This window comes from Agarivorans sp. 1_MG-2023, from assembly GCF_030548385.1.
In the GTDB taxonomy this organism is placed as follows: domain Bacteria; phylum Pseudomonadota; class Gammaproteobacteria; order Enterobacterales; family Celerinatantimonadaceae; genus Agarivorans.
This window is the reverse complement of sequence record NZ_JAUOSJ010000026.1, coordinates 1-23862: the sequence shown is the minus strand read 5'-3', so window position 1 is coordinate 23862 and position 23862 is coordinate 1. Positions and strand designations below refer to the sequence as shown.

General features: G+C 42.6%; 20 protein-coding genes and 2 tRNA genes. 8 read left to right on the top strand and 14 right to left on the bottom strand.

The window, feature by feature from the left end:
* Positions 1 to 73 (bottom strand) — tRNA-Met (locus Q4592_RS21615).
* 161 nt (positions 74 to 234) lie between these two features.
* Between Q4592_RS21615 and rlmKL the strand changes: the two genes are divergently transcribed.
* The 5 genes from rlmKL to rmf all read left to right on the top strand — a co-directional run bounded on the left by rlmKL (position 235) and on the right by rmf (position 6610).
* Positions 235 to 2331 carry a bifunctional 23S rRNA (guanine(2069)-N(7))-methyltransferase RlmK/23S rRNA (guanine(2445)-N(2))-methyltransferase RlmL gene (gene rlmKL / locus Q4592_RS21610; RefSeq protein WP_303516889.1) on the top strand — a complete coding sequence of 699 codons (2097 nt, stop codon included), beginning with the start codon at positions 235 to 237 and terminating at the stop codon, positions 2329 to 2331.
* Between the two features lie 4 nt (positions 2332 to 2335).
* On the top strand, positions 2336 to 2575 hold the full coding sequence (locus Q4592_RS21605; protein ID WP_137673126.1) for a glutaredoxin family protein: 240 nt from the start codon (positions 2336 to 2338) through the stop codon (positions 2573 to 2575).
* Positions 2569 to 4464, top strand: coding sequence for an ABC transporter ATP-binding protein (locus Q4592_RS21600; protein ID WP_303516887.1), 1896 nt, complete (start codon positions 2569 to 2571; stop codon positions 4462 to 4464). The genes Q4592_RS21605 and Q4592_RS21600 overlap by 7 nt, the downstream gene beginning before the upstream one ends.
* Complete coding sequence (locus tag Q4592_RS21595; RefSeq protein WP_303516886.1) at positions 4461 to 6287, top strand: DUF3466 family protein; 1827 nt, start codon at positions 4461 to 4463, stop codon at positions 6285 to 6287. The genes Q4592_RS21600 and Q4592_RS21595 overlap by 4 nt, the downstream gene beginning before the upstream one ends.
* A gap of 146 nt (positions 6288 to 6433) precedes the next feature.
* Entirely contained in the window at positions 6434 to 6610 is a 177-nt protein-coding gene (gene rmf, locus Q4592_RS21590) for a ribosome modulation factor (protein ID WP_137673129.1), read from the top strand.
* A 45-nt stretch (positions 6611 to 6655) separates the two neighbouring features.
* Here rmf and fabA read toward each other — a convergent pair whose 3' ends face one another.
* The 4 genes from fabA to rnt all read right to left on the bottom strand — a co-directional run bounded on the left by fabA (position 6656) and on the right by rnt (position 11338).
* Complete coding sequence (gene fabA, locus Q4592_RS21585; RefSeq protein ID WP_137673130.1) at positions 6656 to 7192, bottom strand: bifunctional 3-hydroxydecanoyl-ACP dehydratase/trans-2-decenoyl-ACP isomerase; 537 nt, start codon at positions 7190 to 7192, stop codon at positions 6656 to 6658.
* Between the two features lie 78 nt (positions 7193 to 7270).
* A complete protein-coding gene (locus Q4592_RS21580) occupies positions 7271 to 9268 on the bottom strand; it encodes an AAA family ATPase (RefSeq protein WP_303516885.1) in 1998 nt (665 codons plus the stop codon).
* A 71-nt stretch (positions 9269 to 9339) separates the two neighbouring features.
* Complete coding sequence (locus Q4592_RS21575; RefSeq protein WP_303516883.1) at positions 9340 to 10671, bottom strand: Na+/H+ antiporter family protein; 1332 nt, start codon at positions 10669 to 10671, stop codon at positions 9340 to 9342.
* 13 nt (positions 10672 to 10684) lie between these two features.
* Positions 10685 to 11338 (bottom strand): ribonuclease T, encoded by a 654-nt coding sequence (rnt, locus tag Q4592_RS21570; protein ID WP_303516881.1) that lies wholly within the window; start codon positions 11336 to 11338, stop codon positions 10685 to 10687.
* Positions 11339 to 11458: 120 nt separating this feature from the next.
* Between rnt and Q4592_RS21565 the strand changes: the two genes are divergently transcribed.
* Positions 11459 to 12328, top strand: a complete 870-nt coding sequence (locus Q4592_RS21565) for an OmpA family protein (protein ID WP_303516880.1) — start codon at positions 11459 to 11461, stop codon at positions 12326 to 12328.
* A gap of 27 nt (positions 12329 to 12355) precedes the next feature.
* On the opposite strand, the gene nth is transcribed toward Q4592_RS21565, so the two are convergent.
* From nth to rsxA, 7 genes are read right to left on the bottom strand one after another with little or no spacing between them, the layout of a single operon-like run.
* The gene (gene nth / locus Q4592_RS21560; RefSeq protein ID WP_303516879.1) at positions 12356 to 12991 is read right to left on the bottom strand and encodes an endonuclease III; all 636 of its coding nucleotides are present in this window, start codon (positions 12989 to 12991) and stop codon (positions 12356 to 12358) included.
* On the bottom strand, positions 12988 to 13671 hold the full coding sequence (locus Q4592_RS21555; protein WP_303516878.1) for an electron transport complex subunit E: 684 nt from the start codon (positions 13669 to 13671) through the stop codon (positions 12988 to 12990). Before Q4592_RS21555 ends, nth begins: the two co-directional genes overlap by 4 nt.
* 12 nt (positions 13672 to 13683) lie before the next feature.
* On the bottom strand, positions 13684 to 14316 hold the full coding sequence (gene rsxG, locus Q4592_RS21550; protein ID WP_303516877.1) for an electron transport complex subunit RsxG: 633 nt from the start codon (positions 14314 to 14316) through the stop codon (positions 13684 to 13686).
* Positions 14306 to 15376, bottom strand: a complete 1071-nt coding sequence (gene rsxD, locus Q4592_RS21545) for an electron transport complex subunit RsxD (RefSeq protein ID WP_303516875.1) — start codon at positions 15374 to 15376, stop codon at positions 14306 to 14308. The genes rsxG and rsxD overlap by 11 nt, the downstream gene beginning before the upstream one ends.
* A complete protein-coding gene (rsxC, locus tag Q4592_RS21540) occupies positions 15363 to 17708 on the bottom strand; it encodes an electron transport complex subunit RsxC (RefSeq protein WP_303516873.1) in 2346 nt (781 codons plus the stop codon). The genes rsxD and rsxC overlap by 14 nt, the downstream gene beginning before the upstream one ends.
* Positions 17709 to 18269, bottom strand: a complete 561-nt coding sequence (gene rsxB / locus Q4592_RS21535; RefSeq protein WP_303516872.1) for an electron transport complex subunit RsxB — start codon at positions 18267 to 18269, stop codon at positions 17709 to 17711.
* 9 nt (positions 18270 to 18278) lie between these two features.
* A complete protein-coding gene (rsxA, locus tag Q4592_RS21530; RefSeq protein ID WP_137673141.1) occupies positions 18279 to 18857 on the bottom strand; it encodes an electron transport complex subunit RsxA in 579 nt (192 codons plus the stop codon).
* Positions 18858 to 19203: 346 nt separating this feature from the next.
* On the opposite strand from rsxA, the gene nrdD reads away from it, so the two are divergent.
* Both nrdD and nrdG read left to right on the top strand, forming a co-directional pair.
* Positions 19204 to 21324, top strand: a complete 2121-nt coding sequence (gene nrdD / locus Q4592_RS21525) for an anaerobic ribonucleoside-triphosphate reductase (RefSeq protein WP_303516871.1) — start codon at positions 19204 to 19206, stop codon at positions 21322 to 21324.
* Positions 21325 to 21795 carry an anaerobic ribonucleoside-triphosphate reductase-activating protein gene (gene nrdG / locus Q4592_RS21520; RefSeq protein ID WP_303516869.1) on the top strand — a complete coding sequence of 157 codons (471 nt, stop codon included), beginning with the start codon at positions 21325 to 21327 and terminating at the stop codon, positions 21793 to 21795. It abuts the gene before it with no gap.
* On the opposite strand, the gene Q4592_RS21515 is transcribed toward nrdG, so the two are convergent.
* Both Q4592_RS21515 and Q4592_RS21510 read right to left on the bottom strand, forming a co-directional pair.
* A complete protein-coding gene (locus Q4592_RS21515) occupies positions 21796 to 23640 on the bottom strand; it encodes an EAL domain-containing protein (protein WP_303516868.1) in 1845 nt (614 codons plus the stop codon).
* 145 nt (positions 23641 to 23785) lie between these two features.
* Positions 23786 to 23861, bottom strand: a tRNA-Asn gene (locus tag Q4592_RS21510).
* Between the last annotated feature and the right edge of the window lies 1 nt (position 23862).

Here is a 23862-nt window from a genome sequence, read left to right as displayed (position 1 = left end):
TGCGGGAGCTGGATTTGAACCAACGACCTTCGGGTTATGAGCCCGACGAGCTACCAGACTGCTCCATCCCGCGTCCGTTTAATGCGGGGCGGATAGTACGCAGAGAGCTTCGATATTACAAGAGATTATTTGCTTAATGTTACTGATTGCCGATTATTTATCCGTATGAGGCTTTTACTACTGATCCGTACTAAAACAGGTATAATCCACGGGTTAAATAAATAGAGTATAAAAATGGCTGATTTTTTCGCTTCGACCGCTAAAGGTTTAGAAAGCTTATGTTTAGATGAATTAAAGGCGTTAGGGGCACAAGAGTGCAAACAAACGGTTGCCGGTGTGAGTTTTACCTGTGATTGGCCAACGGCTTATAAAATTTGTATGTGGTCACGTGTCGCGTCGCGTATCTTGTTACGTTTGGTTGAAACCCAAGCCGACAACGTAGATGAACTTTACCAAGCCGCATACTCGATACCTTGGAATAAGTATTTCAACGTCGATCAAACATTTTCAGTGCATTGCAGTGGAACCAACCACTATATAGACAATAGCCAGTTTGGCGCACTAAAAGTTAAAGACGCCATTGTTGATCAATTTAATAAAACAGTGGGATCTCGTCCTAACGTAGCTAAAACCGATGAAGACGCACGAATAGTGGTGCGCTTGGCAAGCAAGTACTTGGCTATTTCTATTGATTTATCTGGTGCATCGTTACACCGCCGTGGGTACCGCACCGAGCAGGGTGAAGCGCCAGTTCGAGAAAACTTAGCGTCTGCATTGGTCACCAGAAGTAATTGGCAAGAGAAGTATCTAATCGACCCAATGTGTGGCTCAGGTACCATTCTTATTGAAGCTGCGATGCAAGCAGCAGACATTGCGCCAGGCCTTAATCGTAGTTTTGGTTTTGAACGTTTAAGCAACTTTGCCAAATTTGCATGGAGCGATATTCAAGCAGATGCAAAAACTCGTGCAGAAACGGGCTTGACCAACTGTAAGCAGCGTTTGATTGGTTACGACATCGACAGACGTATGGTAGCCGTAGCTAAAGCTAACATTGAACGCGCAGGTTTAAGCGACATTATCTCTGTTCACGTTCATGATGCAGCAAATTTGCCGGCAGCACCTAATGAACCGGGCTTGATTCTATCTAACCCTCCTTATGGTGAACGCCTAGGCGAATTAACCAAACTTATCGGCTTGTTTTTATCCTTTGGCGCCAGCGTAAGAGAGAATTACCCTGGTTGGCGTTTATCTTTATTTACCGCAGCACCTGAATTACTGGATTACTTACGTTTACGCAGTGACAAGCAATATAAGTTTTTAAACGGTGCTCTCAACTGTGTACTGAAAATCTATCAAATAGGCGAGGGTGGGCAAGGCTCGCAACGTAAATACGCCGAAGACTTTGTTAACAGATTACTAAAAAACAAAAAGAAACTGCAAAAATGGATTAAGCGAGACAACATCACTTGTTACCGTTTATACGATGCAGATCTGCCTGAATATAACGTAGCAGTTGATTGCTACGATGATTATGTCATTGTTCAAGAATATAGAGCGCCAAAAACCATTGAGCCAGCTAAAGCTCGCCGCCGTTTAATGGATTTGCTTACTGGCTTATTACAAAGTGATTTAGTAGCCAACGACAAGTTAGTTATCAAACAGCGTTCGCAACAGAAGGGTCGCCAGCAGTATGAACGTAACAGCGATGAAAAAGAGCGTTTTGTTGTTCAGGAGTATGGTGCGCAGTTTTACGTTAACTTAACCGATTATTTAGATACTGGTTTGTTTCTCGACCACCGCAATATGCGCCACTATATTCAGCAAAATAGTAACAGTAAATCGGTACTAAACCTGTTTGCCTATACTGGGTCAGCAAGTGTGCATGCTGCTATTGGCGGAGCATCTAAAGTCACCACAGTGGATATGTCGAATACCTATCTTAACTGGGCCAAAGACAACTTTCGGTTAAATCAGTTACCAATTAATAAACATGAGTTTATTCGAGCTGATTGTATGGCTTGGCTGAAGACCCAAATATCACAGCGCTGGGATTTAATATTTCTTGATCCGCCTACTTTTTCTAATTCCAAGAAAATGGAAGAAGTGTTTGATATACAAAAAGATCACATTGATTTGCTGGCCTCGGTTTCTCGCTTGTTGAATCCTGGCGGTAAACTGATTTTTTCAAACAACAAACGCCAGTTTAAAATGGATAAAGACGGACTGGCTAAGTTAGGCTTATCTGCCGAAAATATCTCAAGTCAGTCGCTTTCGCCTGACTTCGAACGAAATAAACAAATCCACAATTGTTGGATGATTCACAAGGATTAGTTGTATGACTTGGGTTTTATATAGTACCGATGGATGCCATTTGTGTGAGGACGCTAGAGCATTGATTCTAGCTAACCCCAATATTCATGCATTAACTGAACAAGACATTATTGATGATGAGTCTTTGGTAGAGCAGTTTCGCTACAGTATTCCGGTGCTTTGTCACGAACCTAGTCAGCAAACAATTAATTGGCCATTTGATGCCAGCCAGTTAGAACAATTTATAGAGAGCTGTACGTGTTAGTAAACCTACAAGATGCGTTGTTAGCGTATGGGGATACTCCCTTGCTAAACAAAGCCAATTTACAGATAAACAAAGCTGAACGAGTGTGTTTGGTAGGGCGCAATGGCGCTGGTAAAAGTACTTTATTGCAAGTTATCGAAGGTGCGGTCTTGCTTGACTCTGGCGTACGTCAATTAGTCAATGACGTAGTTATTACGCGTTTGCAGCAAGATCCACCTGAGGCCAGCGAGCAACGCATCTTTGATTACGTCGCAGAAGGCAAACCACATATTGGTAAGCTACTTAGCGAGTTTCATCATTTAACGTCGAATATCGATGAAAACGCGACTGATCAACAGCTCAACCGCATGCAGCAAGTACAACATGAAATTGATGTTGTAGATGGTTGGAAGTTTGACAGTGAAATACAACGCGTTCTCACTACAATGAAGTTGGATGGCGATGCACCACTGCAAGGTCTTTCTGGCGGTTGGTTACGTAAAGTGGCTCTTGCTAAAGCGCTGGCTGGAGAACCTGATATATTGCTGTTAGATGAGCCTACCAACCATTTAGACATCACAACAATTAAGTGGTTAGAAGAATTTTTACTTAACTTCAAAGCCACCATCGTATTTATCAGTCACGATAGGGAATTTATTCGCAAAATTGCCACTAGAATTGTTGATATCGACCGAGGTGTTTTAACCTCATGGCCAGGCAATTACGACACTTATTTGGAAGGTAAAGCTGAATGGTTGCGAGTAGAAGAAGAGCAAAATGCCCTTTTTGACAAACGCTTGGCCGAAGAAGAGTCTTGGATCCGCCAAGGCATTAAAGCACGAAGAACCCGCAATGAAGGCCGAGTGCGTGCCTTGAAAGCAATGCGCAACGAGCGCAGTGAGCGGGTTAATCGCCAAGGTAATACTAAAATGCAAATCGACGATGGTTTGCGCTCAGGTAAAATCGTATTTGAAGCAGAAGGGCTTACCTTCTCGTACCCGAATGACGATTATCCCATTATCTCGCCAATAGACTTATTGGTTATGCGAGGCGATAAAATTGCTTTAGTTGGCGCAAACGGGTGTGGTAAATCTACCTTAATTAAAATCCTACTTGAGCAGTTAACCGCTAGTGGGGGGAGTGTAAAAGTAGGAACAAAATTAAGCGTTGCTTATTTCGACCAATATCGCCAAGAGTTAGACCCAGATAAAACACTGTTAGACAATTTGGCCGGCGGCAAGCAAGAAGTAGAAATTAATGGCGGGAAGCGCCATGTAATGGGCTACTTGCAAGATTTTTTGTTTCACCCTAAACGTGCATTTACACCGGTTAAAGCGCTGTCTGGTGGTGAAAAAAATCGCTTAATGTTAGCAAAACTATTTTTAAAACCCGCTAACTTGCTGGTTTTAGATGAACCAACCAATGATTTGGATGTCGAAACGCTGGAGTTACTAGAAGAATTGGTCAGTCAGTACCCCGGTACTGTGTTGTTAGTAAGCCACGATCGTAGCTTTATTGACAATACCGCTAGCCATGTTTGGCATTTTGACGGCAAAGGTAACGTGAGTACTTATGTGGGTGGTTATTCAGAAGTAGAGCGCTACATTGAAAGCCAAAATAAGCTAGCTCCAATAAAGCCGACAGAAAAATCTGATGTTGTAAACCGTGCAGGTAAACAAACTAAGAAGCTGTCATATAAATTAAAACTTGAACTTGACCAGTTACCTGAAAAATTGGAAGCTGCGGAAAACTTAGTCGAGAAACTACAGCTCGACGTTAACGAACCGGAGTTTTTTAACCTAGAACAGGATCTGGTTCAACAGACACTAAATAGTTTAGCCAGTGCAGAAGAGGCTTTAGAGAACCTCTATTCGCGTTGGGAAGAATTGGAAGAACTAAAAAATTCATGAAGAAGTCTATTTTAAATTGCTCATTGAGCTTAGCATTCGCGCCTTTATTGTTGTCAGCAGGACTTAGTCATGCTGCGCAAACCGAATCTTATTACTTAATTGAAGAAATTCCCTTAGAAGCGGCTAACGGACTTGCAGAAGGTGATGGGAACATCAACGTAACCGCAGCAAGTGAAGACGGCAACTATTTAGCGGGTAATGCCTTAACTTTTAGAAGTCCATTTCGCTTTTATGATTTTTCAGACCGCACTACCTTTGATTATGGCTGCCAATATGCGAGCGAAGTGTGTAATTTGTTTTATTACGGGACCGGCAGCTTTTATGAGTTATATCGCGACAGACTAAGAGCTCAAAGTAGTACTTTGTATAAATCTAATGTGCTTGCTTTTATTAGTGAAAGAAATATTTCTGGGGCTCATACAGACGGAAAAAACATACCACCGTTACCGACGTGGGATACCGTTAATGAAAAACTCTATGTTTTCGATGATATAAGTAACGATACTTATACTACGGATACTCGAGTAAATAGTATCAATGGGGAGTTAGGTTGGGCCGTGGGGTACGATTCCTCGCCCTTCACAAACGACACTGGTTCCAGTTATACCCGAGAATTCATTCAGCGTGGCTTCGCTTATAATTTGTCTACTGAAGCTAAAGTTACATTGTTACCTACTGCCTTTAATAGTAGTGGGGATTTAGCAGACGACAAAGGTGGCTTGTCTTCAGGTTTACAAATCATAGAGAAAGACGGCCGAACGTTGGTCATTGGGTTAGCCAGTGTCAGTTATTCAAATTCTGATAGTTTTGGTGAGTGTCAGACTGGTAACCGAGAAAACTATTACCGCTGTTCCGGTTTTCATACTCAGGCCTGGGCATGGGACATTACTGATGCCTTAGATGGGGATCAAGTGACAGGAGAGCTCTTTGTAGATGGTTACGTGCGCTCTAGATACGGTAATGCGCCGAATTTCAATTTGATTAAAGATTATAATGGAGAAGTGTTTGTAGGCATTTCATCGGACGACGTTTATGACAGCACAAATGGATCGCGCGGCCGAGCTACATTTTACACTGATAATGGAGATGGAACCTACAAATTAAACCAAATCCCTAATATTACAATAGACGGAGACAACGATAAATTCGAAGATTCCGTCACCCATACTTGGGCAAATGCGATTAATAACCAGTCTCTAGTGGTTGGTAACTTGCGCTATGTGGAAGTTAAGTCACGTAACCGTCCTGTTGAAGCCTTTGTTTATGACAACGATGAGAATTCTGAAAACTATCAAAAAGTAACTTGGCCTTTAAGAAACAATCCGTTCACTGGCGCTAATAGCGAATTTAGCGATATTAACAATAATGGGATGGTTGTTGGATGGCGTGACGGCGAAGGTGAAGATCAACCTTCGTACAATGGTACCACCCGTCGCCAAACGGGTATGTTGTTAGATTACAATCGCTATCTAGACGGAAACTCTTCTTATACGTGGACATTAAATCAGCTGACGTGTTATGAACAAAATGGTGAACCTCAAATCCCTTTGTATCGGTTTGAGTATGCGACTCATATCAACGACGAGGGCGAGATCTTTGCAAACGGTTACCACTACGAGACTGCAGAAGACTTTGTAAATGGTGTTAATCCACGAGCGGTATTGCTTAAACTGGTTAGAAACCCTGCTGTAACCGATATTGATAATTTAGCGGTGTGTCCTCAAATTGAAGAGGTTAAGTATGAGCGAAAAGGGGCAAGTAGCCTTTGGTTAGCGTTGCTGCTCTTACCTGTTGTTTTTGTGAGACGTTTCATAAAACACTAATTTGTCTTTTTAGTGCCACAAAAAGATCAAATAGTTAGCGAATAATCAAAAAATTTGTTTTTGATCTTTGTAAATTGTTAAGCGATAGTAGATCAGGAGCCTCAGGGCTCCTGTTTTGTTTTCTGATCTTGATGAGGAAGAAGTCTATGAAAAGACAAAAACGCGATCGTTTAGAAAGAGCGCATGCCAAAGGTTATCAAGCAGGCTTATCAGGAAGGTCTAAAGAGACTTGTCCGTACGGCGGGGCCGACGCAAGGGGGCATTGGTATGGAGGGTGGCGAGAAGCTCTTGAAGAACGCGTTTCAGGATTAGATAATAACTAAAAAAAAAGCCCTTTTAAAAGGGCTTTTTTAGGCTAAAAGAGTTATTTAGAAGCTTGAGGTATCAGTGAACAAACCTACTTTTAAATCATTCGCCGAATAGATTTCTCGGCCATCTACTTCAACAACACCGTCAGCAATTCCCATCACTAGCTTACGCATAATTACGCGTTTCATTTTGATGCGGTAAGTGACTTTTTTCGCAGTAGGTAGTACTTGACCAGTAAACTTCACTTCACCTACACCAAGAGCACGACCTTTACCTGGTCCACCGCTCCAGCCTAAGAAAAATCCGACTAACTGCCACATAGCGTCTAAGCCTAAACAACCAGGCATTACCGGGTCACCCGGGAAGTGGCAATCAAAAAACCAAAGATCTGGGGTAATATCTAACTCGGCGATAATCTCACCATTGCCAAACTCGCCGCCTTCATGCGTAATCTTGAGGATTCTATCCATCATTAACATGTTGGGTGCAGGTAATTTACTATTGCCTTCTCCAAACAAAAGGCCTTGGCTACAATCGAGTAATTCTTGGCGTTCGTAACTAGTTTTGCCTAGTTCTTTTTGCGAAACCTGAGTCATGGATAATACCTTTAAAAAATTTGCCGATACTTTAGCGAACACGTGTGCGCTAAACAAGTCCGATGTCCTATTAATTTATCAGAGTTTGAATAAACGAGTAATTCTCTTTATTAAACAAGCTAGGAGGCTAGGTTCTCCATCATCGATATTTATTCGTTTGAATATTTTCCCGTAAACCGACTGCGGCTCATAAAGATCCCCAGCAGGCACACCAAATACCAGTTTAGTCGCTTGCTCAATAGTCTCTACTGTATAAACGCTAAACAGACCGTTTGAACAAGCGTCTAATAAGTCTTTACTAAGATTTAGTTGACCTAAATTGGCGCTAGGAATGATAGCCGTTACTGGAGTTTCCACTCCCTTAGTTTTAGCTACTCGATAAAAGCCTTCTAGTTTTTCATTAATCCCGCCAACTGCGAGTACATTACCTTGTTGATCTAAGGAGCCGGTAACAGCTATATGTTGAAAAATTGGCAACTCGGATAGGGCACTGAGTAAAACCAATGCTCCAGCTAGAGAGGCACTATCTCCATCTATTTCATGATAAGATTGCTCGAACACTACATTGCCGGAATAGGGGAAATGATGTTCTTTAGCAAATAACTGAGTTAGAAACCCTTGAATTATCATCATTGATTTAGCGTGAATGTTACCCGCTAATTCAGATTTTCGTTCTACATCAGTAAAATCACCGTCTCCTTGAAAAACGTTAGCCGTGATCCTAATCGGTTCTCCAAATGAGAGGCCTAAGCCATTAAAATCAATAACCGACAGACCGTTTATTTGACCCACTTGTGTTCCGCTTAAACAAATGTGGGTTTGACCGTCTCGATAAGACAGGTCACTAAAACGTTGCTGACTGTTGATATTGTTACCTAAGGTTAATAAAGCTTGTTCAAAACCAGTCTCATCATGGGCTAAGCCTAAATGATTAAGGCGCTTTAAAGGATTGAGTATCTGGTTTAAACCCAAACTTAGTAAGGCATTATGCTCACAGAGTTTTGCTGCTAAAGACAATACTGGTTGGTATAACTCGCGGGACAATTGCGGTAAATTTAATTGCTGTAACTCATAATTTAATTGGCTAAGGTAACAATTAATCAAGTCGGGATTTGCTGCTACCTCGCTCAATAGCTCTGTTTCTGCAATGCTTAATTTGTTTAACTCTGGGTCCAGCTCATACAAATCCGATACGGCAATCGCATTACCCGAAATAATCAACTTAATACGCAAAGGTAAGTCACCAGCCTGCAAATACGTTTTATCAGCGTCCAATTTTGACCAAGCAAGGGTTTGGTCTTTAAAGCTAGCTTTTAGTTCAAACCAAAGTTTAGGGTCGGCTAACACATCTTCAGCATTTAAAACTAATACGCCATTGTTGCCTGTGTGGAGTTGCCCTAAAGTGATGTTATTCAAATCATATGGATAGTTAGGGTGAGGAGTAAGTAATTGGCCAAACAAACTTACCCGGGTAAACTCCGTGCAAAATACCGCAGCGTGATTGGTTTCCCACGCTTTGTAAAAAGCATTGCAGTTATCGTTTTCAGGATTTTCCTGCAAGTAGCGAAATAGCCTTTCAAGAGCATGAACAAAAGCTGCGTCAATAGATTCATCCGCAAGTTTTTGCAAAATTGAACTTAGCGACTGTTTATTGTTTTCTTCTAATAATTGCATATCTTCAGCGAATTCTGTCGCTAGCAACTCAGCACTAAAGTCTTGGTTTAATAACTCTTCAAAGGCATCAATCGCTTGATTGAATGCCTTTAGTTGTTTAGCGCTAATTTCAAAACTTAAAGGTCGATTAAGTTGCTCGGGGTTAGCCAAGATAACGTAAGCTTTTGCTGCTCGCTTAGCATCTTCACCATTGAGTAAGCTTTTAATAATAGCTTGTTCATCTAAAAAACTCGGCGACTGACAAATCATGAGTGATTTATCAAAATTTGTTGCAAGAAAATAATCAAAACTGGCTTTAGCCACGGGCATTAGATTTGACCATTGCAACTCAGCACAAGGCTCAATGTTGCTTAAATCAAAACTAGGGCGTAACTTTTCAATCGATAGGGCTAAATCAGTCAAATTGGTTTTCCGTTAAACGTACAAATTCTTGTGTGTAGTAATTATTAGCTAAAACAGTTTGTTACAGTGTCTTATAAGACAATAGCTGCAATCCAACCAAAAACCAACAAGGGTAGGTTGAAGTGTAAAAATGTGGGCACTACGGTATCCCATATGTGGTCGTGCTGACCGTCGCTATTTAGACCCGCTGTAGGCCCTAGAGTGGAATCTGAAGCCGGAGACCCCGCATCACCTAACGCTGCAGCTGTGCCAACTAATGCTACAGTTGCGAGATCCGAAAATCCGAGTGACAAAGCCAATGGAACATAAATAGCTGCAATAATCGGAATTGTTGAGAAAGACGAACCAATTCCCATGGTGATGAGCAATCCCATTATAAGAAGTACTGCTGCGGCAAACATTTTGTTCGAGCCTAATATTTGGCCGGCATTGGCTACCAATTCAGGCACGCCACCGGTCGCTTTCATCACCCCGGCAAAACCATTAGCGGCAATCATGATAAATCCAATTAACGCCATTAATTTTACGCCTTCCACGAATAAATCTTGGCTGCTTTGAGGGCGTAAGCCAGCGGCGGTTGTAAGCATTAAAAAGCCACAAAGCGCGCCAATAATGATGGATTCTGTATAAACGTTAATCGCAAGCGCCAATAAGATAATGACAACATTCATTATCAAGCGTCCCTTGCTCACGGGTACTGATGTTTGTGTTTCTGATTCAGTTGGAATTAGCTCAACAGTCTTGTATTGACGAGGTTTTCTGTATGAGACAAAAATTGCAGTGAGTAAACCCACTATCATTCCTATAGCTGGAATTGTCATTGCTTTAGGCAGTTGACTGCGTTCAATTACTAAACCAGCACTTTCAATATTGGAATGTAAAAGTTGATTCAAAAAGATACTACCAAACCCATAGGGCAGCCACATGTAGGTGGTCACTAAGCCAAAGGTAATACAGCAGGCAATGATCCGCCGGTCAATATTCAGTTGATTAAAAGCCGCGAGTAGTGGCGGAATTAAAATAGGGATAAAAGCAATATGCACGGGAACTAAGTTTTGCGAACTGACAGCCATTAAGATAATAGCCACCAGCATTAGCCATTTTACTCGAGATAGGTGCTTATCTCTGTTTTTGTCCACTGTAGAGACAATTTTGTTTGCAATAAGGTCGGTTAAACCACTACGTGATATTGCGACTGCAAATGCACCTAACAATGCGTAACTGAGCGCAATTTGCGCGCCATCACCTAGGCCAGCTTCAAAGCTGGCAATGGTCTCCGCTAAGCTCATATGAGAAAGCAAACCGCCCACCATAGCACTTACTGACAAGGCAAGTACTACATTCACTCTTAACAAGCTTAATAACAACATCAAGCAGACCGAGATAACCACAGGGTTTAGCATTTATAATTCCAATTTAGTCTTGTTCGTCTTGCTGAGGGAGCGGCCAGCCGCCAAGGTGTTGCCATTTGTTCACAATTAAACAAAACAGCTCTGCAGTTTTTTGTGCGTCATAAAGGGCTGAGTGTGCTTCTTCGTTATTGAAATCTAAACCCGCTTCTTTACACGCTTTGGCCAACACCGTTTGACCTAGCGCTAAAGCGCTGATACTGGTTGTGTCAAAGCTAACAAAAGGATGGAAGGGGTTTCGTTTTATATTGCAACGCTCAACCGCAGCGTTAAAAAAGCCCATATCAAACGCCGCATTATGCGCAACCATGACCGCTCGATTACAGCCGTGTGACTTGAGCGCTTTGCGAATCGGCTTAAACATGTCTTTTAGCGCAAAGTCTTCGCTTACTGCGCCACGCAATGGGTTTTCTGGATCTATCCCAGTAAACTCCAATGCTGCTTTTTCTAGGTTAGCACCTTCAAAGGGCGCTACGTTGTACTGAATACTCTCAAGTACAAACAACTGGCCGTTTTCATCGAAGCTAAGTAAACAAGCTGCAATTTCAAGCAGAGCGTCAGTTTTTGCATTAAAGCCTGCTGTTTCGATGTCGATAACAACAGGGTAATAGCCTCTAAAGCGGCTAGACATTAGCTGGGTAGTAAGTTCTGTTATGGTCATAATGTGGGTAACTAAATACGGAAGCGCGCATTATTACAAAAGCGGCAAAGAATCGCGAATTTGCTTTAAAGATTATTGGCCAGATGCCGATAATTTGTAGAGAAGAGAGGATTTCTGCTAATGAAACGTTATTTATTGTTGCCTTTGGCGCTGTGCGCATTGTCGGCTCAAGCCAATGTACGAAACTATTCCGCGTCACTTGATGACTCGACATGGGTGATTTCAAACAAAACCCCCATTGAATGCAGGATGGATCACTTCATTCCTGCTTTTGGCGTTGCCAGTTTTGTTAGTCGCGCATCTAAAAGCGTAAATCTCGATTTCTACCTCGACATGTACAAAATTTCGGCTGAAACTCACCAAGTCTCTTTGCGCAGTGTTCCTCCACTGTGGAAGCCAGGTGCAAGTTCAAAAAAAATCAGCGAACTGTCGTTTTACCAACAGTTTGATGGATATGTAAACGCGCAGCCCGCTTGGAGAATGTTGAGTGAGTTAGAAGACGGTAATGTGCCTACCTTCTATTTCGATGACTGGTATGCCAATAACAATACCACCGCAGTGGGCATTTCCTCGATTAATTTTAAAACTCAATACAACGATTTTTTGAAGTGTGTAGGGCGCTTGTTACCTTATTCTTTTGATGACATTGCGTTTACGGTTTTAACTTATCAATCCAATAGTAATGAATTAACTCCTCGCTCTAAAAAACGTTTGCAGCTAATTGGTGATTACGTAAAACACGATCCTGAGATTGATGTGGTATTAGTAGATGCTTATACCGATAGTTATGGTGGTAAATGGATTAACCAAGAACTATCAGAAAAGCGAGCAACAAAAGTTAGAGATTACTTTAAATCTAGTGGTCTAGATGAAAGTGTTATTGAAGTATCTGGTCATGGTGAACGTCGCCATGTAGCACGAAACGATAATACTATGGGAAGAGAGCGAAATCGCCGAGTGGTGATCTCCTTAGGTAAAGATTTACTTTAAGCGCTAGAACTTAAGATGAAGTAGAGCTTAAAGCTCTACTTTTTCTTTAAACTCGCACAAATCTTCGATAATGCACGAACCACAACGAGGTTTGCGCGCGATACAGGTATATCTGCCATGTAAGATAAACCAATGATGAACATCTACTTTAAATTCAGCAGGTGTCACCTTTAGCATTTTTTCTTCAACTTGATCGACATTCTTGCCCATTGCAAATTTAGTTCGGTTCGCCATTCTGAAAATATGAGTATCAACCGCGATAGTTGGCCAACCAAAAGCTGTGTTTAACACAACATTAGCGGTTTTACGACCAACGCCGGGAAGAGCTTCAAGTGCTTCACGGTTTTCTGGTACTTCGCCACCATGAAGGTTAATTAACATCTCACAGGCTTTAATGACGTTAATGGCCTTGTTGTTATACAGGCCAATGGTTTTAATATAGCTTTTTAAGCCATCGACACCTAAATCAAATATTTGCTGCGCAGTATTGGCCACAGGAAACAACTTATCAGTGGCCTTGTTGACGCTAACATCAGTCGCTTGGGCTGACAATGTTACAGCGACGAGTAATTCAAATGGAGATGCAAAGTTTAGTTCTGTTTCAGGCTTTGGGTTATTGTCTCTGAGCCGAGTTAATATTTCTAAACGTTTATCTTTGTTCATGATTGAGGCGTACTTTCCATGTTTGAGGCTTCAACAGGCTGCTTCGTGTTAACTTTACTGTCGATAATGTTTTTTAAAGCAATGATAAACCCCATTACCAAAAATGCGCCCGGCGGCAGTATGGCAACCAAAAAGTGTTCGTCGAAATTGACTAGCTGAACATACAAAAACGACGACCAATCACCCAGCAACAATTCGATGCCATAGAATAAACTGCCGTTACCTAATAACTCTCTAATCGCGCCCACTAATGCTAATACCAAGCCAAAACCTAGGCCCATCATTAAGCCATCGAACGCGGCCGGTTTTACTTCATTACGTGCAGCAAAGGCTTCCGCGCGACCGATGATGATGCAGTTTGTCACGATCAAGGGAATGAAGATCCCGAGATTTTGATACAAACCATAAGTATAAGCGTTCATTAATAGTTGAATACAAGTAACAAAAGACGCAATCACCATAACAAACACAGGAATACGTATTTCCTTAGCAACCCATTTACGAATTAGCGAAACCGTAGTATTGGAAGCGATAAGCACCAGCATAGTGGCTACGCCTAATCCTATTGCGTTAGTTAAGGTCGAGGTCACTGCCAACAGTGGGCATAAACCAAGTAACTGCACTAAACCTGGGTTATTCTTCCAGAGTCCTTGCCAGGCTAGTTTCTTATATTCACTCATCTCAAATCCTAATTAGCAGTCAACAGCAGACTGGCGCAGTATTTGTTGATTATTACTGTGATAAATCAGTACGTTTTTAACCGCTTTCACTACCGCGCGAGGAGTAATGGTTGCGCCTGTAAAAGCATCAAATTGTCCACCATCTTTTTTAACTGCCCAGCGAGGGTCTTTTTCTTCTAACAATTTTTGTTGATCAAATTGATAAATCCAATCTGATTTTCGAGTTTCAACTTTATCGCCTAAGCCCGGTGTTTCGTTGTGTTGTACTACCCGTACACCACTTACCGAACCATCCTCATTAACACCTACCAGTAGACGAATTGCGCCACTGTAACCGTCTGGCGCAGTCGTTTGATAAACAAATGCTTTAACTTGGCCATCAACACTAATTAAACGAATAGTTTGTGCTTTATCACTGCCTAAAAACTGTTGATTTGTTTCCTGGTAACACCGTTGCTGATAATCTTTACTGGCTAGCTTTTGAGATAATACTTCGTTCGTTGATCTAAGCAGTTGCTTGGCAACTTGTTCTTCAATGCGTGGGGCAGTGAAGTAATTAACGATGACTACCAGTAAGGTGCAACCGAATGCGAACAAGGCTAACATGCCGGCGTTTTTAGTCATCGAATAGCGCTTACTGCTCATTGTTGCTTCCTTCACCGTAACCATACACTCTCGGTTTAGTAAAATGGTCGATCATTGGCACTGCCATGTTACTCAATAGTACTGCAAACGCCACCGCATCTGGGTAACCGCCGTAATTACGAATGACAAATACGAGTAAGGCAACCAAACTACCGTAAATAATCCGTCCCTTGTTACTGGTCGCGGCACTCACGGGATCGGTGAGAATAAAGAACGCACCAATCATGGTTGCACCAGAAAACAACTGCAATAAAGTGGGGATAGAGTGGTCTGGGTGAATAGCGCTAGACAGTAAGCTAAGTGCGAGTAAGGTGCCCAAAAAGGCCAGGGGAATGTGCCAACGTATCACCTTCAAATACACCAAGGCGATGCCACCGACTAAGTATGCCGCGTTTATCCATTGCCAACCGATACCGGCGAATCGTCCAAATACTTCATTATTAGCGATCTCAGTAGAGGTAAACCCTAGCGTTAGTTGCGTTTTCATTTCATCTAAGGGGGTTGCAATGGTGTGGCCATCAATACTGGCTATTTGTTTGATGCTAAATCCATCCACAGTATATCCATTGAAGATGAGGGATAGCCCGTCTGCCACCGTTAAGGTTTCATGTAATAAACTTTGCGGTGGCATCCAGCTTGTCATCGTGACAGGGAAAGAGACCAGCAGCAGAACATAAGCTGCCATTGCAGGGTTAAATATGTTGTGGCCTAAGCCACCGTACAAGTGTTTAACCACTAATATCGCAAAACTAGCGCCAATAACAGTAATCCACCATGGTGCATAGGCTGGAAGAGCAAGGCCGATTAATATGCCGGTTACTAAAGCGCTATTATCACTGAGGGTTGAAAAAACAGACCGTTTGCGCAGCACCATCACTAAGGATTCACTGACAAGGGAAACAGTACTAGCAAGTAATACTTGTACCAGAGTACCAATACCAAAATGTAAGCTTTGAACTAATAAACCGGGCAGTAAACACAGCATTACCCAAAACATTAAAGTCTTGGTCTTCAGTGGTTTTCTAACAAACGGAGAGCTTTGTAGTTTAGTTGTTGTCATTAGATTCATTCTCTTCGCGTTGTTTCTGTTCAGCTACTTTTTTTGCTTTAGCCCTCGCCACTGCGGCAGCCACTGCAGGATTAACCTTTTTAGGTTTATCAGCAATGGCTTGCGAATTCTCGTCTTTCCTGATTTCTGTATCGTCAGCGCTTTCACTGCTAGCCGCAGCGGACTTTTTGGCCTTCGCGCGAGCGATAGCTGCGGCAACAGCTGGATTAGCCGATGATTTTACAGCCTCTTCAGGTTCAATATTGCTTGCTTCTTCAGTTGTTACTTGTTGTTCACTTGAAAGTTTCTTGGCTTTTGCACGAGCGATAGCTGCGGCAACCGCTGGATTAGCCGATGATTTTACAGGCTCTTCAGGTTCAGCATTGTGTGCTTCCTCGGTAGCTACTTGTTGCTCACTAGCTAGCTTTTTGGCTTTGGCGCGAGCGATCGCTGCAGCAACCGCTGGATTGGCTGAAGATTTTACTGGCTCTTCAGGTTCAGCATTGTTTGCTTCTTCAATTGTTACTTGTTGTTCACTCGCAAGTTTTTTAGCCTTCGCTCTTGCAATCGCGGCAGCGACAGCCGGATTAGCACTTGTCTTAGTATCTGAGTGAGTTGTTGAATCTAGTTCATCGGACGTAGTCGATTCTTTTTTTGCTTTTGCTCTCGCAATGGCTGCGGCAACCGCAGGATTGCTTGTGGCTTTGGCTGATGAGTTCTCTTGTTGCTGGCGTTTTTGCGCTTTGCGTGCTTCGCGCTGCGCTATTGCGGCTTGGTTATCGGGTACCCATTCGCCGGTGTCGGTTTGTTTTGCCGTTGGCGCCTCCGATTTGGCTTTTTTCACTCTTGCTAACGCTGCAGCTACGGGATCAGGCTTGTCATCAGCTTGAGTTTGAGTCTGTGCTTGCCTGCGCAGTGCCGCTTGCTGATGTTTGGCTTTGCGTTCGAGTTTATCGTTTTCTAAACGTGCTTGTCTGGCGTCAAAGCGAAGCTTTGCAACATCAGCTTCTTTTTGAGCAATGTCTTCAGCTTTTATCTTTGCTTTCGCTGTGCGGTAGTGTTGCACCAGTGAAATTTCGCTCGGACATACAAACGCGCAAGCCCCGCATTCAATACAATCCATAATATTAAAATCGCGGGCTTTATTTAACTCATCACCTTGGGCAAACCAATAAAGTTGTTGTGGCAATAGTCCCATTGGGCAAGCTTGTGCGCATTCGCCACAACGAATACAAGGCGACTCTTTCTGGGCAGCTTGCGGGTGATTAACGATTAAACAGTTGGTTGTTTTTACAATGGGTGCTTGATTACTCGGCAACATAAAGCCCATCATAGAGCCACCCATTATCGTAGGGGTTTCACTAGCTGCTTGCAGTTTATTCGCAATTACATCTTCCACTCGTGTACCAACCGGCACCCAGTAGTTGCTAGGGGTCGCAACTAAATCTCCCGCCAGGGTTACGATACGAGAGATCAGCGGTTCACCATGGTTTACCGCTCTGTGTATAGCATAAGCGGTACCTACATTTTGTACCAACATACCCAAATCGATAGGCAGTTGTTTAGCACCAACTTCTTTACCGGTTAATACCTGAATTAACTGCTTTTCACCGCCTGAAGGGTATTTCGTCGGAATACTACGTATGCTAATGGAGTCGTTAGTATTCTCTTCAAGTGCTTTAATCGCCTCGGGTTTATCGTCTTCTACTGCAACAATGGTAATTGCTGGCTGTAATACTTTTTGTAGTAGGGCAACGCCTTTAATTATTTCAGCTGCGTAGTTACGCATTAGGCAATCATCTGCAGATATATAGGGCTCACATTCGGCGCCGTTGATAATCAGTACATCTAAGGCTTTATGCGGAGTGATTTTTAATGCAGTAGGAAAGCCAGCTCCACCCATGCCTGATATACCACTTTGATGCACTCGCTGGCAGATATTCTCGGCGGTTAATAGCTCACCGTTTAAGGCGGCGGGTAACACTGCGTCTTGTTGGGTTTTGTCTACCTTAATGAGCACGCTTAACTCAGGTATTGCTGAGGCATGTGCAGTAATGCGCGGTTCTATGGCAATCACTTCACCAGAACAAGAGGCGTGCACCGGTGGTGCTTGGAAAAATTGTGACTCCGTTAGCGCTTGAGCTCGCAATACCTTATCACCCACCTCAACTAATAATTTTCCAGCACTGCCAATATGCTGTTGAACGGGGATACTAATGACCGCAGGGTTGTCGATAGTTTCCGGCTTATCGCAGTTAATATTTTGTTTATTGGTGCTGGGATGCACGCCACCTTTATAGTTCCAGGTGAAACCTTGTTTAATTTTTTCTAGCCAAGCAACCATCTATTTACTTTCCTCGATGATTGCTACGTCAATTTGATTCAATTTCCAATCCCAGTTTTTGGTGGTAGTGGGTACAGGGCGCATTTCAATACAATCGGTTGGGCAGGGTGCTACACAAAGCTCGCAACCAGTGCATTCTTTGCTAATAACGGTATGCATGTGTTTATTCGCGCCCATAATTGCGTCAACTGGGCAAGCTTGAATGCACTTAGTACAACCAATACAAGCTTCTTCTACGATAAAAGCGACTTTTTTGCGGTCATCTTCTTTAACGGCGGCTTCATCTAAAGGGATCGCTTCAACACCAAGCAAATCGGCAATCTTTACAACGGTTTCATCACCACCCGGCGGGCACTTATTGATTGCTTCACCGTTGGCAATGGCTTCTGCATAGGGGCGACAGCCTGGGTGGCCGCATTGTCCACACTGAGTTTGCGGGAGCAAGGCTTCTACTTGGTCGGCAATAGGGTTGCCTTCCACTTTATATTTTATTGCGGCATAACCCAGTATTGCTCCAAACACGAGAGCTAATAATGTAATGGCGATGAGTGCTTCTAACATTCTGATTTACTACTTAATTAATCCGGTGAATCCAACAAAAGCTAACGACATTAAGCCTGCGGTGATCATGGCGATTGCAGCACCTTTAAATGGCACTGGAATATCGGCAACCACTAAGCGCTCTCGCATCGCTGAAAACAATATCAGAACTAATGAGAAACCTGCAGCGGCGCCAAACCCGTAAATAATTGACTCAAACAAATCGTGTTGTTCGTTAATATTTAACAGCGCTACGCCTAGTACTGCACAGTTAGAGGTAATCAAAGGTAAGTAAATACCCAATACGCGGTGCAGAGCGGGGCTGGCTTTTTGAACAAACATCTCGGTAAATTGCACTACAACGGCAATCACCAAAATAAAACTCATGGTGCGCAAATACACTATATCTAGTGGTGCAAGAATATATTGCTCCACTAAATAAGAACACATAGAGGCTAGGGTGAGTACAAAAGTGGTTGCTAAGGCCATGCCTATTGCAGTTTCCACTTTACTGGATACACCCATAAATGGGCATAAGCCCAAAAATTTAACGAGTACAAAATTATTAACCAGCACGGTGCTAATCAATAACAACAAATATTCAGTCATTTAAGTAAGATGCAGCGAAACGAGCCGCTATTATCCTTGTTTGCGTGCCGTATAACAACCGCGAGTTCACTGTGGGAAAGGGCACAAAATATTGCTGTGATTAGTGGGTCATTTTTGTGCAAACAAATTGTCTTTCTTAGCTTCAATTGATCTTGATCATTGGTATTTGCTTTATGAATAAAATTACTCGACTACTATATCTAGTGGGTACTAAAATCCTTCACCACTAGATATGGAAAACCATCCTGTTTAACGCTTTTTGTATGCAGAACTCTCTGCAAAGCCTTTAACAACGTGGCTTCCAAACAATTTTATAGAATGAGTGAGTTAAATTGGAGCGTAAATCGTGAAAACAGTCGTGATAAAACGAGACGGAAGCCGTGTACCTTACGACGCGAAGCGAATTGTAGATGCCGTACTTAAAGCTGCTGAAGCTTTAGGTGTTAAGGATAACCTAGTAGCACTACAAATTACTCAGCAGGTCACTGAGCAGTTTTTGAATCAATCAGAAGTTGATATTAACGATATTCAATCGTCGGTAGAAAACTTCTTGATGGAAAGCGACAACAAAACACTGGCTCGTGCTTACATTGAATATCGCCATGATAGAGACGTTGCTCGCGATAAGCGTAGCGTGCTAAATAGCGAAATCAGAGGCCTGGTTGAGCAAAGCAATGCGGCACTGTTAAACGAGAACGCCAATAAAGACAGTAAAGTTATTCCTACTCAGCGTGACTTGTTAGCAGGTATTGTTGCTAAGCATTACGCAAAAACGCATTTACTTCCACGTGATGTTGTTAAAGCCCATGAAGCTGGTGAAATCCATTTTCACGATTTAGATTACGCACCGTTTTTCCCAATGTTTAACTGTATGTTGATTGACCTTGAAGGGATGTTAACCGGTGGTTTTAAAATGGGTAATGCCGAGATAGAAACGCCTAAGTCGATTTCTACGGCGACTGCAGTTACGGCACAAATTATTGCCCAAGTGGCTAGCCATATTTACGGCGGAACCACGATTAACCGTATCGATGAAATTTTGTCTCCCTATGTGCTTAAAAGCCATGAGAAACATTTAGCTACCGCTCAACAGTGGCAAATAGCAGACGCTGAAGCTTACGCTAAAGCACAAACTGAGAAAGAGTGTCACGACGCTTTTCAGTCACTTGAGTACGAAGTAAACACCTTGCATACCGCAAATGGTCAAACTCCGTTTGTTACTTTTGGATTTGGTTTGGGTTCTTGTTGGGCCTCTCGCCTTATTCAGCGCTCAATTTTAGAGAACCGTATTGCAGGTTTGGGCAAAAATGCCAAAACAGCAGTGTTCCCTAAACTAGTGTTTGCAATTAAAGATGGCCTAAATCATAAGAAGTCTGACCCAAGTTACGACATTAAGCAGTTAGCTTTAGAGTGTGCGTCGAAACGCATGTACCCAGATATTCTTAACTATGAAAAAGTAGTAGAGGTCACTGGTTCATTTAAAACCCCAATGGGTTGTCGTAGCTTTTTAGGTCACTACCAAGAAGATGGTAAAGACATCCATGATGGCCGCAATAATTTAGGAGTGGTTAGCTTAAACTTACCGCGTATCGCTATTGAAGCTAAAGGTGATGAGCAACGCTTCTTTGAATTATTGGAGCAACGTTTAAGCGTGGCAAAAATGGGCCTAGATACTCGTATAGACCGTTTAAAAGGCGTAAAAGCCAAAGTTGCTCCAATCTTGTACATGGAAGGCGCTTGTGGTGTTCGGCTGAACGCCGAAGATGATGTATCTAAGATCTTTGAAAACGGTCGTGCGTCAATTTCTTTGGGTTACATTGGTTTACACGAAACAGTAAACGCGCTCTACGACAACAAAGACCACGTGTACGACAATAAGCAACTTCAACAAAAAGCCCTTGGTATTGTTACTGCGCTTAAGCAAGCTACGCTTCGCTGGGAAAAAGAAAGCGGCTATGCATTTAGCTTGTACAGCACCCCAAGTGAAAACTTGTGTGATCGCTTCTGTCGCTTAGACGCTAAAAAGTTTGGTGTGATTGCGGATGTTACTGATAAAGGCTATTACACCAACAGCTTCCATTTAGATGTAGAGAAAAAAGTTAATCCGTTCGACAAGATCGATTTCGAATTACCTTACCCGTCGGTCACTAGTGGTGGTTTCATTTGTTATGGCGAATACCCAAACATGCAACACAACACCGAAGCTTTAGAAGACGTATGGGATTACAGCTACAGTCGAGTACCTTATTACGGCACCAATACACCGATAGATGAATGTTACGAGTGTGATTTTACTGGCGAATTTAACTGTACAAGCAAAGGTTTCGAATGTCCTTCGTGCGGCAACACTGAAGCCAGCAAGGTATCGGTAACTCGACGAGTATGTGGTTATTTAGGTAGCCCAGATGCGCGCCCGTTTAACTACGGTAAGCAAGAAGAAGTTAAACGACGAGTAAAACATCTATAAATGAACTACTTAAGCTATCATCCTATTGATGTAGTTAATGGACAAGGTACTCGTTGTACCTTGTTTGTTGCCGGCTGCGAGCATCAGTGCCGCGGTTGCTACAATCAAAAGTCGTGGAGTTGTGATTCAGGCCATCAGTTCACTGCCGAATTAGAACAACAAATTATTGATGACCTAAACGACACGCGGATTAAACGAAAAGGCTTAAGCCTTAGCGGTGGAGATCCCCTTCATCCGAAAAACGTCGACGCCGTTCATCGTTTAGTTCAACGTGTTAAACATGAATGCAGAGATAAAGATATATGGCTGTGGACAGGGTATCTATTAAACGAACTTGACGAACAGCAGCAAGCGGTAGTTAAGTTAGTCGATACCCTAATTGATGGCAAGTATGAACAGACACTTGCCGATCCAAAGTTGCAATGGCGTGGTAGTAGTAACCAAATTATCTACCAACAACCACTGCGTTAATTAACTTATTAGCTCAGGACGAGCAATTAAGTAACCCTGCAAGCTGTCTACATACATAGATTCTAGCAATTGTTTCTGCTCAAGCGTTTCAACACCTTGAGCAATTACTTGGCATCCTAGTCGATGTGATACTTCTACTAACATTGTAACAAACTGCTGGTTAGCCTTATCGCTTTCAAGTTGCTGAACCAAATCGCTGCTAATTTTTACATAGTTAGGTTTAAGTTCTTTAAACAGCTTGAATGAGCCAATACCATTACCAAAATCTGCAATTGCTGTGTGGCAGCTATTGCGTCGTAATACCTCAAATAGTTTCTTAGCATTGGTTAAGTGCATGTCTAGCAATTCTTCTTCAATTTCAAATACCACGCGAGACTTCAGGTTAGGGTAGGTGAGTAGCTCTTGAGTTAGCCAACCACAAAACTCTGGGTCGTTTAAAATTAGCTTACTTAGGTTAATTCCCCAGCGATACTCGGCATTCTGGCTAGAAATCGTTTTCAAAATATAGCGTAAAGTGGCTTTTTCTAACTCAACAATCACTCCTAAACGCTGTGCCATTACCAAGGTGGTTTCTGTTGGCAGCTGTTGCTGTTTTTCAGACAAGAAACGTATAAATACTTCATGATAAGCAGGCATGGTTCTGTGAAGCGATTGAATGGCCTGAGAGGCTAAGCGGAAGTTAGCGTGATTGATGAGCCTACTAATGGTGGTGTGCCATTGAAGTTCGCTACTTTCCAGTGTTTCGTTGTCTTCTAAAACGATTTCCCATCCGTTGGGTGAAAGGCTTTGAGCAATAGCTAATGCAGCGTCGGCACGGGCTATAATGCGCTCTATGGAATCACCTTGTTTTAGTTCGGTAACTCCGGTGTAAGCGGCGCTTTGCATTTGTTTGTTGCTACTGTAATCGCTTAACGAAGATTTCAGCGCTAGCGCTATTTGGCTTACTCGGCTGGCGGCAAAGTTAGGGATGATGAGGGCAAATTCAGCGCCCAACAAACGATAGAGTAAGCTGCTTGAATAATCTTTGCGGTTTAAATCAATAATACGCGCAATCTCTCTGATGTAGTCGTCGCCGGCCTGATGTCCACGAGATTTATTGATTTCCTCCAGCTGAGAGGCTCTCACTAAGAACAATACGGTGTTTTTAGACTCTGACTGCAGCATCTCTTGCATTTTTTGGCGGAAAGAGTGGCGATTAAACTGACCCGTTAGCGGGTCTAGTGCGACTTGTTTTTCAAGTTGTTTAATCGCGTGCTTTTGTTGCCGAATTTGCTGAGTGAACTGTTGCTTCTGATCTTTAATTAATTCGCCCACCGAGCCTAATACGGGCTTTTCATCCACGAGGCGGTCAGCGTTAACCAGTTTCTTAAGTTTGCTCTTAACTCGAGATATTGCGCGCAGGTACAATAAACTCGTGAGGAAATAGCCCATAAAACATAGCGCTGCAATAGTAAGGTACAGTTTTAAGTAACCATCACTAACAAATTCAAAAGAAGGCTTAAAATTAACGCTAAATTTGTCTACCGCTAAAGTCTGCATAGCCGTTTTACTGGGTTCGGCTAAATCTACCAGCCAGTGCTGAGCAGAGCCCACTGTTGCCAAGGTGTTGTCTACGGCTAACTGAGTAGAAATAAAGCTGAGGTTATGCTGGTCGCGTAACCCAGATAGGTAGTCCTGGTTGAGCTGGCTTACTTTTGTTAGTTGCAAGGCGAGTAGGGTATTTATCTGTTGGTTTTCACGCGCAAGATCCAACTTAAAAAGTTGTACGTGTACACCCACTAAGGAAATCCATAACGCAATAAACAAAAAAGCATTTACAACAAAGAATGTTCTAAGGCCTTTCATATCCTACCTGTATAATTATTCGGCGATCATAATAATGATACATGCAAACATTAGACTTATCTATCAGATGCTTAGCATTAGGTAATATAATTTTAAAGTGTGTAAAAACGTTAGCGTGAAGTAGGAGGGAAAATAATTAGAGATGTGGCTCCCCAAGTTGGGCTTGAACCAACGACACATGGATTAACAGTCCACCGCTCTACCAACTGAGCTATTGGGGAA